This is a genomic window from Citrobacter sp. CK180 (assembly GCF_030333655.1).
GTDB lineage: Bacteria > Pseudomonadota > Gammaproteobacteria > Enterobacterales > Enterobacteriaceae > Citrobacter_B > Citrobacter_B koseri.
In genome coordinates this window covers 1-16682 of the sequence record NZ_JAOWFM010000025.1, presented here as the reverse complement: position 1 = coordinate 16682, position 16682 = coordinate 1, and the positions used below count along the sequence as shown (strand labels likewise).

Genomic DNA, 16682 nt, shown 5'->3' with positions numbered 1-16682 from the left:
AATCCGGGATACAGTAGAGGGATAGCGGTTAGATGAGCGACCTTGCGAGAGAAATTACACCGGTCAACATTGAGGAAGAGCTGAAGAGCTCTTATCTGGATTATGCGATGTCGGTCATTGTTGGCCGTGCGCTGCCGGATGTCCGAGATGGCCTGAAGCCGGTACACCGTCGCGTACTATACGCCATGAACGTATTGGGCAATGACTGGAATAAAGCCTATAAAAAATCTGCCCGTGTTGTTGGTGACGTAATCGGTAAATACCATCCTCATGGTGATTCCGCGGTGTACGACACTATCGTCCGTATGGCGCAGCCTTTCTCGCTGCGTTACATGCTGGTGGATGGTCAGGGCAACTTTGGTTCTATCGACGGCGACTCTGCCGCGGCAATGCGTTATACGGAAATCCGTCTGGCGAAGATTGCCCATGAACTGATGGCCGATCTCGAAAAAGAGACGGTGGATTTCGTTGACAACTATGACGGCACGGAAAAAATTCCTGACGTCATGCCGACCAAAATTCCTAACCTGCTGGTAAACGGCTCGTCCGGTATCGCGGTAGGTATGGCCACCAACATCCCGCCGCACAACCTGAAGGAAGTGATCAACGGTTGCCTGGCGTATATCGATGATGAAGACATCAGCATTGAAGGGCTGATGGAATACATTCCTGGCCCGGACTTCCCGACCGCCGCGATCATCAACGGTCGTCGCGGTATTGAAGAAGCCTATCGTACCGGTCGCGGGAAAGTGTACATTCGCGCTCGCGCGGAAGTGGAAGCTGACGCGAAAACCGGCCGCGAAACCATCATCGTTCATGAAATTCCGTACCAGGTGAACAAAGCGCGCCTGATCGAGAAAATCGCTGAACTGGTGAAAGACAAACGCGTTGAAGGCATCAGCGCGCTGCGCGACGAGTCTGATAAAGACGGGATGCGCATCGTGATTGAAGTGAAACGCGATGCCGTCGGGGAAGTGGTGCTTAACAACCTTTATTCCCAGACCCAGTTGCAGGTTTCTTTCGGTATCAACATGGTTGCGCTGCACCACGGCCAGCCGAAGATCATGAACCTGAAAGAGATCATTTCCGCGTTCGTGCGTCACCGCCGCGAAGTGGTGACGCGCCGTACTATTTTCGAACTGCGTAAAGCCCGCGATCGCGCGCATATCCTTGAAGCGCTGGCGATTGCGCTGGCGAACATCGATCCGATCATCGAGATGATCCGCCGTGCGCCAACGCCGGCAGAGGCAAAAGCGGCGTTAATCTCCCGTTCATGGGATCTGGGCAACGTGGCGTCTATGCTGGAACGCGCCGGTGATGATGCTGCCCGTCCTGAGTGGCTGGAGCCGGAATTTGGCGTGCGTGATGGTCAGTATTACCTGACTGAACAACAGGCACAGGCGATTCTGGATCTGCGCTTGCAGAAACTGACCGGCCTGGAGCATGAAAAACTGCTCGACGAGTACAAAGAGCTGCTGGAACAGATCGCAGAACTGCTGCACATTCTGGGCAGCGCCGATCGTCTGATGGAAGTGATTCGCGAAGAGATGGAACTGATCCGCGATCAGTTTGGCGATGAGCGTCGCACTGAAATCACCGCTAACAGCGCCGATATTAATATCGAAGATCTGATCAGCCAGGAAGATGTGGTTGTAACGCTGTCTCACCAGGGTTACGTCAAATATCAGCCGCTGACCGATTACGAAGCGCAACGTCGTGGCGGGAAAGGTAAATCTGCCGCGCGTATAAAAGAAGAAGACTTTATCGACCGTCTGCTGGTGGCTAACACCCACGACACGATCCTTTGCTTCTCCAGCCGTGGCCGTCTGTACTGGATGAAGGTCTATCAGCTGCCGGAAGCGAGCCGTGGCGCGCGTGGCCGTCCGATCGTCAACCTGCTGCCGCTGGAAGCCGATGAACGTATCACCGCCATTCTGCCGGTACGCGAGTACGAAGAGGGCGTTAACGTCTTTATGGCAACCGCCAGCGGTACGGTGAAGAAAACGGCGCTGACCGAGTTCAGCCGTCCGCGTTCCGCCGGTATCATCGCGGTGAACCTGAACGAAGGCGACGAGCTGATCGGCGTGGATCTGACCTCCGGTTCCGACGAAGTCATGCTGTTCTCCGCTGCCGGTAAAGTGGTGCGCTTCAAAGAAGATGCCGTTCGTGCGATGGGTCGTACCGCGACCGGCGTACGTGGCATCAAGCTGGCGGGCGAAGACAGCGTCGTTTCTCTGATTATTCCGCGTGGTGAAGGCGCTATCCTGACCGTGACGCAGAATGGTTACGGTAAACGTACGGCGGAAGGCGAATACCCAACCAAGTCTCGTGGCACGCAGGGCGTTATCTCCATTAAAGTCACCGAGCGCAACGGTTCCGTTGTTGGCGCGGTACAGGTGGATGATGCCGACCAGATCATGATGATCACCGATGCCGGTACGCTGGTTCGTACCCGCGTATCGGAAATCAGCGTCGTTGGCCGTAACACCCAGGGCGTAATCCTCATCCGCACGGCGGAAGATGAAAACGTGGTGGGTCTGCAACGTGTTGCTGAGCCGGTGGATGATGAGGAACTCGACTCCATCGACGGCAGCGTAGCGGAAGGGGACGAGGATATCGCCCCGGAAGCGGAAACCGATGACGATGCAACGGATGACGCTGACGAGTAATTCGGCGTTGTAAATCGTGTGTGAAAGGAGGCCATTGCGCCTCCTTTTTTTTTGCCAGATGGCGGCGTAAACGCCTTATCAGGCCGCCACCCGGCAAAGGCGCAAATCCTTAATTCATCCTTTCCACTATCATCGCAATACCCTGACCGCCGCCGATGCAGAGCGTGGCCAGCCCGAGCGTTTTATCGTGTGCAGAGAGGGCGTGCAGCAGCGTCACCAGAATACGCGCGCCGCTGGCGCCAATGGGGTGTCCCAGGGCGATAGCCCCACCGTTGACGTTCACCTTCTGCGGATCAAAACCGAGCGTCTTACCCACGGCAAGGAACTGTGCGGCAAACGCCTCGTTGGCTTCGATCAGATCGATATCCGAAAGTGTTAAACCGCTCAGTTGCAGCGCCTTCTGCGTGGCGGGAACCGGCCCCATCCCCATTAACGCCGGGGCGACGCCGCCGCTGGCGTAGGCTTTGATACGAGCAAGTGGGGTCAGGCCCGCCGCCAGCGCTGCGGATTCTTCCATCACTACCAGCGCTGCCGCGCCGTCATTGATCCCAGAGGCGTTTCCTGCCGTTACCGTACCCGCCTTGTCGAAGGCCGGGCGTAATGCAGCAAGACCTTCCGCCGTTGAATCGGCTTTCGGAAACTCGTCGCGCTCAAACACCACGGTTTTCTTACGGGATGTGACGCTAACCGGCACAATTTCGGCCTGGAATGCGCCGGAATCAATAGCGGCAACGGCTTTGCGCTGTGAGAGTAGCGCCAGCTCATCCTGCATCTCCCGGCTGATGCCGTATTCCCGGGCGACGTTTTCTGCCGTGATCCCCATATGGTAGCCGTGAGTGGCGCAGATCAGACCGTCACGCAGGATCACATCGGAGAGCTGTCCGTCGCCAAGGCGATAGCCCCAGCGGGCTTTGGCATCCAGCAGATACGGCGCCTGGCTCATATTTTCCATACCGCCTGCGACAATCGCCTGTGCCTGTCCGGCCTGAATCGCCTGCGCGGCAAGCGCCACGCTTTTGAGGCCGGAGCCGCATACTTTGTTAACGGTAAAGCCGCAGACCGTCTCTGCGAGGCCGCTTTTGAGCAGTGCCTGACGCGCCGGGTTTTGCCCAAGACCAGCCTGTAGCACATTGCCCATAATCACTTCATCCACCCGTTGCGGGTCGAGCTGCGCGCGTTCAAGCGCCGCTTTAATCACGGTGGCGCCAAGGTCGATGGCGCTGGTAGTTGCCAGTGCGCCGTTAAAACTGCCGATTGCGGTACGCGCCGCGCTGACGATGACACAGTTTTTCATCTTCTGTTCCTTAAAAGTGCGTGGTTGCCGTCAGAAAAAGGTCAAACCGATGACAAAAATGATCCCGGAGAAGAGCAGGGCGGTGATGCAGTAGCCCATAATGTCGCGTACCCCGAGTCCGGCGATTGCCAGGGCGGGCAGCGCCCAGAATGGCTGCGCCATATTCATCCACTGCTCACCGTAGGCGATTGCCATGACTGACTTGCCGAGGTCCGCCCCCAGCGCCTGAGCCGCAGGCATGACGAATGGTCCCTGGATAACCCAGTGGCCGCCGCCTGATGGCACGGCAAAGTTAATCAGCGCAGAGCTGAAAAAGGTCATCACCGGGAAGGTGTCTTTGTTGGCGACGTTGATGAAGAATTCAGTGATAAGGCCACCGAGGCCGGAGTGTTCCATCATCAGTTGGATCCCGGCGTAGAAGGGGAACTGCACCAGAATACCGGCGGTACTGCGCGCTGCGGCGCTGATGGCGCGCATGTAGGCCATTGGCGTTTTGTGCAGCAGCAGACCGGCGATCATAAACATCAGATTGACGGTATTGATGGTGATGTTGAATCCCTTCTCGGCGAAGTAGAGCCCCAGATAGGCAATCCCTAATGCGCCAATGATCAGCGCGAGAATGCGGCTCTCTTCCAGTTTTTCCGACGGTGGTGCGTCAGCCGGCAGTTTCTTCTGAAAATCGGCTTCTTCCAGCAGCAGCTTCGGATCGATGCTGACCACGTCGGAGGGTTTTGGCGTCATCATTCGGGTAATAAACGGCATCACCACGATGAGGCCGAGCGTGATGAAAATATTGAACCCGGTGAACAGGGTGTCGCTAACCGGAATCAACCCCGCGACGTGTTCTACCGGGTTGCCTGGCGTTGCGGCCAGCAGGGGCATAGAGCCAGAGAAGCCGCCGCCCCAGGTGAGAAAACCGATATAGGCGCAGGCGATAAGCAGCGGATAATCGGAACCCGGCACGCGACGGGCCACTTCACGGGCAAACATTGCGCCGACCACCAGACCAAAGCCCCAGTTGATCACGCAGGCGACCGAGCCAAAGAAGGTCACCAGCATGACGCCCTGGGCGGGCGTCTTAGCGGCTGAAGCGGCGGTACGCAGCAGGCTTTTAACCGGGCCGGAACTGGCCAGGGCGTGGCCCGTCACGATAATCAGCGCCATTTGCATACCGAAAGCCAGCAGGTTCCAGAAGCCGTCGCCCCAGAACCTCACCATACTGACCGGCGTTTGCGGCGTCAGCCAGAGAGCGATCCCGAACGTCAGCAGGGTTAACAGCATTGCGAAGATCAGCGGATCAGGAAGCCAGCGGCTGACGACCCGCGTCATAAAGCGTGAAATACGCCCAATCATGCGTCACCTCTCTGAATGACCAGATCGGCCGCAACCTCAAAGTGCGCTTCAGTTTTTGCCCGCAGGGTTTCCAAATCACACCCTTCAGCGATTTCTGTCAGCCACATCTTGCCGTCGATAAAGCGAAATACAGCCAGTTCGGTAACCAGCATATGCACCGCGTGCTGGGCGGTGAGCGGCATGGTGCACTGGCGCAGAATTTTCGCCGAGCCGTCTTTCGCGCAATGTTCCATTGCAATGATCACTTTGCGCGCGCCGGTGACCAGATCCATTGCGCCCCCCATGCCGGGAACCATTTTGCCGGGAACCACCCAGTTGGCGAGGTTTGCCTGCTCATCCACCTGTAGCCCGCCGAGTACGCAGGCGTCAACATGGCCCCCGCGAATCAATGCGAACGACATGGCGCTGTCGAACATTGCCGCGCCGGGCAAAATGCCGCAGGGTTGACCGCCAGCGTTCACCAGATCCGGGTGGGCCGTGGTGACCGGCCCCAGTCCCAGAAAGCCGTTCTCAGATTGCAGGGTGATGTGAATGTCATCCGGCAGGTAGTTTGCGACCATCGTCGGCAAACCAATTCCCAGGTTAACCACGTCGCCATCATGCAGCTCTTGCGCCACGCGGCGCGCAATACGTTGTTTAGCATCCATTATTTGCTCTCCTGTGGAATAACGATGTGGTCGATAACAGCGCCAGGGGTGACAATCTGGTCAGGCAGTAGATCGCCTGTTTCAACCAGTTCGTCAGGCTCAACCAGGGTGATGTCTGCGGCGAGAGCAATGAGGGGGTTAAAATTACGGGCACTGAGCTGGTAGGTCAGGTTGCCGAGCGGGTCGGCGCAGTGGGCGCGAATAAGCGCCAGATCTGCACGCAGCGGACGCTCCAGCAGCCAGGTTCTGCCATCAAGCTGAAGCGTTTGCTTTCCCTCTTCAACCACGGTGCCGACGCCAGTCGGGGTCAGAAAACCGCCCAGCCCGGCGCCGCCGCAGCGGATTTGTTCAATCAGGGTGCCTTGCGGAACCAGTTGAACCTCCATCTCTTTGGCAATCATCCGCCGACCCGTTTCCGGGTTGGTGCCGATATGGGAGGCGATGACCTTGCGCACCCGGCCATTTACGATAAGCGGGCCGATGCCGGTATCGACAAATGCGGTATCGTTGGCGATCAGCGTCAGGTCCCTGACACCGGATTCAAGTAAGGCTTCAACAAGGCGGGGCGGGGTGCCTACCCCCATAAAACCGCCGACCATGATGGTCATGCCGTCACGAAAGAAGCCTGAGGCGTTCTGTAAGGTAATCAGTTTTGTTTTCATTATGTTTCCCTTTTGCATACTCCATTTTGGGTACGCAAAGGGAATAGCAAGCGGGATGCCAGGATTAATAAACCGGGAAGAGAAGGGTTAACCTGATGAATATAAAAATAATTTTCACGGAAGGGGTATGAGAGGGCGTGAGGCGCTATGCAGAATTTTGCGCACTGTGCAAAATTCTGCATAGCAACTTCTGGTATCAGAGGCCTGCCGGATCGATGCCGTACTCCTGCAATTTGTACATCAACGCGCGTCGGCTGATGCCCAGCATTAACGCGGTGCGCGTGCGGTTTCCCTCCTGCTGCTCCAGAACCTCCATAATGATTCGGCGTTCTTCGCGTTTAATCTCTTCTTTCAGGTTCCGTTCACCGGGTTGGGCTGGCTTTATTCCGCTGGCGTGACTCACCGACTGGCGGAACTGGGTAGGGAGGTCTTCGGCAAAAATCACCGCCCCGGTGTTCATCACCACCGCGCGCTCAATCACATTGGATAATTCGCGGATATTACCGGGCCACGGCCAGGCGGTGAGAAGTGACATAGCGGAAGGGTCAATTTCAATAATATCCCGCTGGTTTTCTGAGCTGAATTTCTGCAAAAAGTGGTTGGCCAACAGGGGGATATCTTCCCGCCGCTCACGCAAAGGAGGAAGCGTCAGATGAATCACATTCAGCCGATAAAACAGATCTTCACGGAAGGTGCCTTCTTTCACCATTTCCTGCAAATTCCGGTTGGTGGCGGCGACAATGCGGATATCAACCTGAATGGTTTGATGCCCGCCAATGCGTTCAAACTCCCTCTCCTGGAGGATTCGCAGCAGCTTAGCCTGTAACACCAGCGGCATTTCGCCTATTTCGTCCAGCAGCAGCGTTCCCTGATGAGCGCGCTCAAACAGCCCCTGACGTCGCGTTTGTGCGCCGGTAAACGCCCCTTTTTCGTGGCCGAACAGTTCGCTTTCCAGCAGTGATTCCGGCAGCGCCGCACAGTTAATCTTGATGAAGGGGCCGTTTGCCCGGCGTGAGTTATAGTGAATGGCGCGGGCGATCAACTCTTTTCCAGTGCCGCTTTCGCCGCTAATGAGCACGTTGGCCTGGGAAAGCGCGATTTTCGCGGTATCTTTGCAGATATCCATCATCCCCGGACTGTTGGTCAGGATATGTCCCCATTGCCAGCTGGTGCTCAGCGCCTGATGCAGGCTGCGGATCTCCTGCTTCATGGCCTGAAGCTGCAAGGCCCGCTGAATCAATAAGTTCAGTTCATCGAGGTCGAACGGTTTAATCACATAATCAAATGCGCCGCTGCGCAGTGCTTCTACGGCGGTTTCCACTTCAGCGTAGGCTGTCATCAGAATAATGGGGACCCGTGGATGCTGTGCGCGCATCACTTTCAGCGCTTCAATGCCGTTCATCTCCGGCATGCGGATGTCCATCAGCACCACGTCGGGCGGCGTGTCGGCAAAATGTTGCAGCGCTGTCTGACCGTTACTGGCGCACTGGGTTTCATGCCCTTGCAGCGAAAACGCGGTGGCGAGCATACGGCGAACATTATCTTCGTCATCAACGATGAGAATACGGTAGCGAGTTTTCATTCTGACGAGGTTTCCTGCGGGTTAATCGGTAAAATAAGGGTAAAGGTCGCGCCGCATCCGGGCATACTGGTAACGTATATGTCGCCCTGATGCGCATTGATGATGCGCTGACTTAACGCCAGCCCGAGGCCGGTTCCTGACGCTTTGGTGGTGAAGAACGGATCAAAGATTTTTTTCTGCAAAGCGACGTCAATACCGCAGCCATTATCTTCAATGGCGATCGCCAGATGCGTGGTCGTGTAGCGCCAGGTTCGGATACGAATTTCGCCGCGCGCGCCTATCGCCTGCACCGCGTTGATAAGCATGTTCAGGAGCACCTGTTTGAGCAGTTCGCGATCGGCGACGATCGTGGGCAATGCGGCGTTGAATTCCGTATTGAAGTTAATTCGCGCCTGCACCCCGGAAGTCTGCACCAGGATCAACGCCTCCTCGATCAGCGTATTAATGGATACCTGCTGCCACTGACTTTGTCGCGGTCGGGAGAAGTCCAATAGTTGCTGGATGACTTTATTAATAGAATCAATTTCTTTCAGTACGACGGACAGGTACTCCTGATGGACAGGCAGATTGATTTGCTGGCGAATAATCTGCACATAACCCCGGATGGCGGTGAGCGGGTTGCGCACTTCATGCGCCACGCCTGCCATCAGTTCACCCAGCGTGGCGAGTCTCTCCGTTTGCGCCAGACGGCGCTGCGCCTCTTTACGGGCGGTTAAATCGGAAAACATCACCAGCGCGCCAATCAACTCACCGTCAGCGTTATGAATGCGACTGGTGGTGACGCTGAGTTCAATTGTCCGGTCACGCGCGGGGAAGCTGACTTCCTGAGCCAGATGTTCAGTGCCGTTCTCCAGAGTGTCAAGCACAGGGCTGGAAAAATGAGGATCGGCGAACAGCGTTGAGTAGGGGCGCCCGGCCAGTTCATGCAGCGTATAACCCGTGATGGTCTCTGCGGCAGGATTCATCGTGGTGACATTACCTTGTCTGTCGATTGCGATAACCCCATCGGCGGCGTTCTCAATAATCAGATCGTTCAGCGTCTTGGTTTCCCGCAGTGTCTGCGCCAGAGCGTTGACGCTGCGGCTGATTTGCCCCAGTTCACCGGGGAGATCGGGTAACTGGGCCGGCGTTTTCTGCGCAAGAGTAGGCAAGCCTTCAGTAATGATATCGATATTGGCGCTCAGGCGGCGTGAGAAGAGAATGATCAGTAACAGGCTGCTGATAAGCCCCGCCGCCAGAACGGCAATAATACGAACATCCATTTTCCAGGCCTGTCGGCGAATATCTTCGGTCAACTCATTCGCCCAGATATAACCAATGACCTCGCCATGCCGCGCTATCGGAATCATTGAGTTGAGGATATCGCCGCGCACCTGCCGGCCTGAAAATACCACCGGGGCGTTGGTACTCATGACCTCCCGGCCAGGATGATCGGGAGCGATAGTGACCCCGACGTTGTTCTGATACAGTGCCGAAGGAGCGTAGGTGATAATGGCGTCCAGCGCCTTATTGTAATAGCCCGCGCCAATTCCCGGAAACGCGCGGGTGATACGCTCAGTGACCGGTGATAACTGCGCATTCAGCGCGCGGATACGCTCATCGCGCGGCAGATTTTCCTGCTGGGTGAAGCTGTCGCCCAGCGCTTCATCAAGCAGATGCACGACAGCCGATAATTTTTTCTCTTTTTCAGATAAGACCGCTGATCGGCCTTCGGTTTCTACGATATAACCAATAGAGAGCGTCGGCACGATGACCATCAGGATAGCCATCAGTATCATTTGATTGCGTAAGCGTCGCGGGTAAAGCCGTCTCAGGTAGCGCATGCTGACATCCGTGTGGTCTTTATCAGGCAAACGCCAATTATCGGGGGTTGAGGCGCAGGTTTCTCAGCGGTATATCATATTCCCGCAAAGAGAGGGCATTGCGACGCCGGGCATTTACCGCTACCTTAACCACACTCTATTTATCGCCTGAGGCGGAGCTTCGCCCCTTTGAAATACCTTGCTTCCTTTCGTACAACCCTGAAAGTTTCGCGCTACCTGTTCAGAGCGTTGGCGTTACTGATCTGGCTGCTGATCGCTTTTGCTTCGGTGTTTTACATCGTCAATGCGCTGCATCAGAGAGAGTCTGAAATCCGTCAGGAATTCAATCTCAGTTCCGACCAGGCGCAGCGCTATATTCAGCGCACGTCTGACGTAATGAAAGAACTTAAATACATTGCCGAGAATCGCTTAACGGCGGAAAACGGCGTGATGTCCAGCCGGGCGCGCGACGATAAAACCGTGGTGCCCAATTTTGAGCCGCTGTTTGCCGACTCCGACTGTGCGGCGATGGGGAATGCCTGGCGCGGGTCGCTGGAGTCGCTGGCCTGGTTTATGCGCTACTGGCGCGACAATTTTTCTGCGGCCTACGATCTGAATCGTGTTTTCCTGATTGGCAGCGACAATCTCTGTATGGCGAATTTCGGCCTGCGCGATATGCCGGTCGAACGTGATAATGCGCTGAAAACGCTGCATGAGCGCATTGTTAAGTACCGCAATGCCCCGCAGGAAGAGAGCGGGAATAACCTTTTCTGGATTAGCCAGGGGCCGCGCCCCGGCATCGGCTATTTTTATGCCCTGACGCCGGTTTATCTGGCCAACCGCTTGCAGGCGCTGCTGGGCGTCGAGCAGTCCATTCGGATGGAGAACTTTTTCACGCCGGGAAGTTTGCCTATGGGGGTGACGATCCTCGATGAAAATGGTCATCCGCTGATTTCGCTAACCGGGCCGGAAAGCAATATCAGGCCGGAACCTCGCTGGATGCAGGAGCGCTCCTGGTTTGGCTATACGCCAGGGTTCCGTGAGCTGGTTCTGAAGAAAAGCCTGCCGCCATCGTCGCTCAGCATTGTCTACTCCGTACCGGTCGATCTGGTGCTGGAGCATATTCGAATGCTGATTCTGAATGCTATTCTGCTGAATGTGCTGGTGGGCGCCGCCTTGTTCACGCTGGCGCGCATGTATGAACGGCGTATCTTTATTCCGGCGGAAAGCGATGCTCAGCGGCTGGAAGAGCATGAGCAGTTTAACCGGAAAATCGTCGCTTCCGCGCCAGTGGGGATCTGCATCCTGCGTACCATTGACGGGGTCAATATTCTCAGTAATGAACTGGCGCATACCTACCTCAATATGCTCACCCATGAGGACCGGCAAAGGCTGACGCAAATTATCTGTGGTCAGCAGGTTAACTTCGTCGATGTGTTGACCAGCAACAATACCAATCTGCAAATCAGCTTTGTCCATTCGCGCTATCGTAATGAAAACGTGGCGATTTGCGTGCTGGTGGATGTGAGCGCGCGCGTCAAAATGGAAGAGTCGTTGCAGGAGATGGCGCAGGCGGCGGAGCAGGCGAGCCAGTCCAAATCAATGTTCCTTGCGACCGTGAGCCACGAGCTGCGCACGCCGCTGTACGGGATTATCGGTAACCTCGATCTGCTGCAAACCAAAGCGCTGCCGAAAGGGGTCGACAGGCTGGTTACGGCGATGAACAACTCCTCCAGCCTGCTGCTGAAAATCATCAGCGATATTCTCGACTTCTCAAAAATCGAATCCGAGCAGTTGAAGATTGAACCACGTGAGTTCTCGCCGCGTGAGGTGATGAACCATATTACGGCCAACTATTTACCGCTGGTGGTGAGAAAACAGCTTGGCCTGTACTGCTTTATTGAACCGGATGTACCGGTTGCGCTGAACGGCGACCCGATGCGTCTGCAACAGGTGATTTCTAACCTGCTGAGTAACGCCATCAAATTTACCGATACCGGTTGTATTGTGCTGCATGTGCAGTGTGATGGCGATTATCTCAGTATTCAGGTACGCGATACCGGCGTGGGGATTCCGGCGAAAGAGGTTGTGCGTTTGTTCGATCCTTTCTTCCAGGTGGGAACCGGCGTGCAGCGTAATTTCCAGGGAACCGGCCTGGGGCTGGCGATTTGTGAAAAACTGATCAGCATGATGGATGGGGATATCTCCGTCGATTCAGAGCCCGGGATGGGCAGCCAGTTTACGTTACGCATTCCACTTTATGGCGCGCAGTACCCGCAGAAAAAAGGCGTCGAAGGGCTGGCTCAAACGCGTTGCTGGCTGGCGGTACGCAACGCGTCGCTGTGTCATTTTATTGAGTCCAGCCTGGCGCGAAGCGGTGTCGATGTGCTTCGTTACGAAGGGCAAAAACCGGCGCCGGAAGATATTCTGATTACGGACGATGTGCTGGAGCAGGCATGGCAGGGGCGTGCGGCGGTTGTTTTCAGTCGCCGCCATATTGGTATTCCGCAGGAAAGAGCGCCGGGCGAGTGGGTACACAGCGTGGCGTCGCCGCATGAATTGCCTGCGCTGCTGGCGCGGATTTACAGTATTGAGCTTGATAACGACGCGCTTGCAACGGCGCTGCCTGCGCCGGATAAAACCGACGCGACGAATGACGACATGATGATCCTCGTGGTGGACGATCATCCGATCAACCGTCGTTTGCTGGCCGATCAGTTGGGATCGCTGGGGTATCAATGCAAGACCGCGAATGACGGCGTCGATGCGTTGAACGTGCTGAGTAAAAACCATATTGATATCGTGCTGAGCGACGTCAACATGCCGAATATGGACGGCTACCGTCTGACGCAGCGCATTCGCCAGCTGGGGTTGACGTTGCCGGTGGTCGGCGTCACGGCTAACGCGCTGGCGGAAGAGAAACAGCGTTGTCTGGAGTCTGGTATGGATAGCTGCCTGTCCAAGCCGGTGACGTTAGATGTGCTTAAGCAGACGCTGGCGGTGTATGCGGAGCGAGTGAGAAAGACGCGGGCATAAAAAAGGCCGGATGGCGGTTTCGCCTTCTCCGGCCTACTGCAATCATCAACGTCGGCCTGATAAGCGCAACGCCATCAGGCACCTGACGTTTGATCAGTCTTTGTCCGCCGGGCTCAGCGTGACGGAAGAGAGGTAATTCAGCAGCGCGATATCGTTTTCGACGCCCAGCTTCATCATCGCCGATTTTTTCTGGCTACTGATGGTCTTAATGCTGCGGTTCAGTTTCTTGGCGATTTCCGTCACCAGGAAACCTTCTGCGAACAGACGCAGGACTTCACTCTCTTTCGGGGACAGACGTTTGTCGCCATAACCGCCCGCGCTGATTTTCTCCAGCAGGCGGGAGACGCTTTCCGGGGTAAACTTCTTGCCCTTTTGCAGCGCGGCCAGCGCTTTAGGCAAGTCAGTCGGCGCGCCTTGTTTCAGCACAATCCCCTCAATGTCGAGATCCAGCACCGCGCTCAGAATTGCCGGGTTGTTGTTCATCGTCAGAACGATGATCGACAGGCTCGGGAAATGACGTTTAATGTATTTGATGAGGGTAATCCCGTCACCGTATTTATCTCCCGGCATGGAGAGGTCAGTAATCAACACATGCGCATCTAATTTAGGCAGGTTGTTGATCAGTGCTGTGGAATCTTCAAACTCGCCGACAACATTCACCCACTCGATTTGTTCAAGTGATTTGCGAATACCGAACAGTACAATCGGATGGTCATCGGCAATAATTACGTTCATATTGTTCATGTATTGGGCTACCTTGCTACAGCAAGCTCTTGACGTAGCTGTCAATGTCGCTGATGTATTTTTCTATACCTGGAGCATCTTTCTCACGAATAAGATGTTCCAGCGTTTCACATAACTGCTTGCCGGGTACCAGATTAAGCATAGCAAACACGCCTTTCAGGCGGTGGGCTGTCTGCGCCAGCGCAGCGAAGTCACTGGTCGCTGCCTCAGTATACAACCTCTTAACATCATCCGGTACTGTGTCTACAAAGAGCGCGTAATAACCGCTGGCATGAAGTTCGGCGTTTTCATCTCCGCCGAGGGGCGACTCTGGAATCTCTTCCTGCGCCAGTTGCTCTTCTATCAGTTGTAGTACAGCTTCCTGCATAGCGTTGCTCATATTAAAGTTGACGCGCAGTTGGCCAGGACCCATTTTCCGCACGCCTGACTCATCATCGCTTAAAAGCAAGCCGGAGGCAGTAAGATTAGACGGATTATCAGTTAAAAAGAGATCATATTCTTGACTTATTTGCCGATCATCCGGCGTGATGCAGGTGGCTCCCCAGTTTTCCAGCTGACGCAACACAATATTGCGCACGTCATTAGAGGTGACGTCAACCATTACGCAAACGTCATCCAGCAAGCGCTCTTCATCATTTACATGTTGGTCATGCGGGGTCATTTTAACATGTACGGTATAGCGCGTCCCCAGCGCATCGCGTGCTTTAATATTCAGATGCCCGCCGAGCTTACGCGCCAGCTGATCGCACAACCAGAAGGTTAACGGATTCGCTTTCCCGTAGCGGTCGCTTTGCGTTTCATTGATATACGGGAAATGGAGATTGTCGATCTCATTGAGCGTCACGCCTTCACCGGTATCCAGAATGCGGAAGGTCAGGCGTTCTTCAGCCGACTCATCCTGATCGACTTCCAGCGTGATTTTCCCAATCTGCGTGGTCGTGACCGCGTATTGGATCAGCAACAGCAGAATGCGGCGCAGGGCGTCACGGTCGCCACGGCGTTCATCGTTGGCGCTAAGGTGGTTTTTGATCAGCAGTTGCAGACCCTTGCGCTTAATCGCAGGCAGAACGTCCGGCACCACTTCGTCAATCAGATCCTGAATGGAGAACAGCGTCGGCTCACTTTTCCAGGTATCATTCTCCAGAATATTCGCCAGCTGAATTTCATCTATCATACGCACCAGAACATCCGCCTGGTTCGCCAGCTTCTGGCTTTCCGGCGTGTCTGCGGCAGCGGCGTTGATCGCCAGTATCCGCACGGGTTCTTTCAGAGCATTGCCAATATTTTGCATAAACGCGGCGCGGCCCTGCTGGTTTTTCTCATACAGACGCTGCGCCTGCCTGAGCTTTTTGTTCACCAGCACTTCCCGGTCCTGATCGCGAATAATAAAGATCTGCGTGCGAGGGGCGACCTGGCTGCGGAACAGGCGAATTTCATATAGCTCGTTATTGATCGTCGCCTGAATGATGCCCTGATGCTGCTCCGCCATGCTGGTGATGTTTTGCAGATTTAAATGCGGCAGCAAATGGTCGGCGATTTTATTGCTGATGACGGTGCGATTGGCCTCCTGGTCATGCACCAGCAGCCCCAGCGGCAGCAGGGAGACGATCTCTTCATTAATCGCGCGCAGAATACGCAGTTCATTATTTGCGGTATTGCTTGTCGCCACTTCCGTTGAACGGCCAGGCTGGTGGCGGAAGGTGGTGTAGCCAAACAGCGCCAGCGCAAGCAGGCCGATATTCAACAGTAACGGCAGCAGGATATTTTGCAGCGTATCAAGCAATAGCGTGCCGAAAGGAACCTGCCAGACCAGCCGCATATCGGTTGAGTTCAGCGCGGAAGAAATCTCAATTTTGGCGCTGTTGAAGCTGATGCTGACGCTGTCTGGAGACTCTTTCTCCGTATTACGTACCGTCGTGGTTGAGGAGTCGGGTTCCAGGCGGAAGCTGTCCAGCGGCATTCCCGGCGGGATCAGGTCGTTGATCGGCAAATCGAACGCCACAACCGTTGCCAGATGCCCCGGCTGATTAAAAGTGGTGCGCAGCGTAAAGTAATGGCCGTTTTGCCACGCCAGACGACGTAACGAAGAGAAGCTTTCGCGTTCATCCAGCGCATTCGCCTGTTGCAGCATCTCCGCCCGACGGGAATCGACAATATTGCCAATCGCAGACTCTTTAAAGCCGGAGGAGAGATCCTTGAGCGGCAGGGTGGAGATGAGAATCAGGCTGTTGTCCTGCCCGTTCAGATAATACATCGACCAGGGCACGTTCTCCGCGCCCCACAGCGTATCGAGATAGGTGGAAATCCGCTGGGTCATTTCCAGCGTTGAGCTGTCATGCGAGCCAAAAATAAGCGCTTCGGTCTTACGGCGCGGTTTTTCAAGGTAGTAGACGTCTTGTTTCAGACGCGTTTCCTGCAAGCCCTCGCTCGTGGATGGGCTAGCCGTCGCGGCAATGTTGTCATAGATTTGCCAGGTCACGTAGCGCCAGGTGTCTACACGCTTATGAATAGCATGGGTGATATCGACAATCTGATAGCTCTTGTCTTTCAGCCAGGCGTTGACCGCGCTTTGCACCATCACGCCCATCGTTACAAGTAACACAATGATCAGTAATAAGAAGAAACGGGTAATGCTTCCCGGCAGAAGGGAGAATCGGGTAGAAACCGTTGTATCAGACTGACTCATTCGTGTTTATGACCTGTTAAAACAACGCTAAAGAGGAAAGGGCAGTATAAAGGGTAGTGTGTGAATTTCCATACTCTCGCTCATCAGACACGCTGCATTTTTCCTCCCGCTCCGCGAAGGCGTTTCCCTAAGGAAGGTGCGAACAAGTTCCTGATATGAGATCATCATATTCATCCGGAGCGCATCCCAGAGGGACATCATGAGCCA

The 16682-nt window shown here is 55.2% G+C and carries 10 protein-coding genes; 2 read left to right on the top strand and 8 right to left on the bottom strand.

Annotated elements, in window-relative coordinates; genetic code table 11:
* Positions 1–32: 32 nt before the first annotated feature.
* Positions 33–2669 carry a DNA topoisomerase (ATP-hydrolyzing) subunit A gene (gene gyrA, locus OGV50_RS01310; RefSeq protein ID WP_200090844.1) on the top strand — a complete coding sequence of 879 codons (2637 nt, stop codon included), beginning with the start codon at positions 33–35 and terminating at the stop codon, positions 2667–2669.
* 109 nt (positions 2670–2778) lie between these two features.
* On the opposite strand, the gene OGV50_RS01305 is transcribed toward gyrA, so the two are convergent.
* From OGV50_RS01305 to atoS, 6 genes are all read right to left on the bottom strand, one after another.
* Complete coding sequence (locus OGV50_RS01305; RefSeq protein ID WP_012131525.1) at positions 2779–3963, bottom strand: acetyl-CoA C-acetyltransferase; 1185 nt, start codon at positions 3961–3963, stop codon at positions 2779–2781.
* Positions 3964–3993: 30 nt separating this feature from the next.
* Positions 3994–5316, bottom strand: a complete 1323-nt coding sequence (locus OGV50_RS01300) for a TIGR00366 family protein (RefSeq protein ID WP_012131527.1) — start codon at positions 5314–5316, stop codon at positions 3994–3996.
* Positions 5313–5963, bottom strand: coding sequence for a 3-oxoacid CoA-transferase subunit B (locus tag OGV50_RS01295; RefSeq protein WP_012131528.1), 651 nt, complete (start codon positions 5961–5963; stop codon positions 5313–5315). The genes OGV50_RS01300 and OGV50_RS01295 overlap by 4 nt, the downstream gene beginning before the upstream one ends.
* A complete protein-coding gene (gene atoD, locus OGV50_RS01290) occupies positions 5963–6625 on the bottom strand; it encodes an acetate CoA-transferase subunit alpha (protein ID WP_200075614.1) in 663 nt (220 codons plus the stop codon). The genes OGV50_RS01295 and atoD overlap by 1 nt, the downstream gene beginning before the upstream one ends.
* Positions 6626–6821: 196 nt before the next feature.
* Positions 6822–8207 (bottom strand): acetoacetate metabolism transcriptional regulator AtoC, encoded by a 1386-nt coding sequence (gene atoC / locus OGV50_RS01285; RefSeq protein ID WP_101744037.1) that lies wholly within the window; start codon positions 8205–8207, stop codon positions 6822–6824.
* Positions 8204–10030 (bottom strand): two-component system sensor histidine kinase AtoS, encoded by a 1827-nt coding sequence (gene atoS, locus OGV50_RS01280; RefSeq protein ID WP_058667734.1) that lies wholly within the window; start codon positions 10028–10030, stop codon positions 8204–8206. The genes atoC and atoS overlap by 4 nt, the downstream gene beginning before the upstream one ends.
* 168 nt (positions 10031–10198) lie before the next feature.
* Between atoS and rcsC the strand changes: the two genes are divergently transcribed.
* On the top strand, positions 10199–13045 hold the full coding sequence (rcsC, locus tag OGV50_RS01275; RefSeq protein ID WP_012131533.1) for a two-component system sensor histidine kinase RcsC: 2847 nt from the start codon (positions 10199–10201) through the stop codon (positions 13043–13045).
* A gap of 93 nt (positions 13046–13138) precedes the next feature.
* Here rcsC and rcsB read toward each other — a convergent pair whose 3' ends face one another.
* Positions 13139–13789, bottom strand: coding sequence for a response regulator transcription factor RcsB (gene rcsB / locus OGV50_RS01270; protein ID WP_001061917.1), 651 nt, complete (start codon positions 13787–13789; stop codon positions 13139–13141).
* 16 nt (positions 13790–13805) lie between these two features.
* Positions 13806–16475: a phosphotransferase RcsD gene (gene rcsD / locus OGV50_RS01265; RefSeq protein ID WP_071260253.1), complete on the bottom strand. Its 2670-nt coding sequence runs from the start codon at positions 16473–16475 to the stop codon at positions 13806–13808.
* Positions 16476–16682 lie beyond the last annotated feature (207 nt).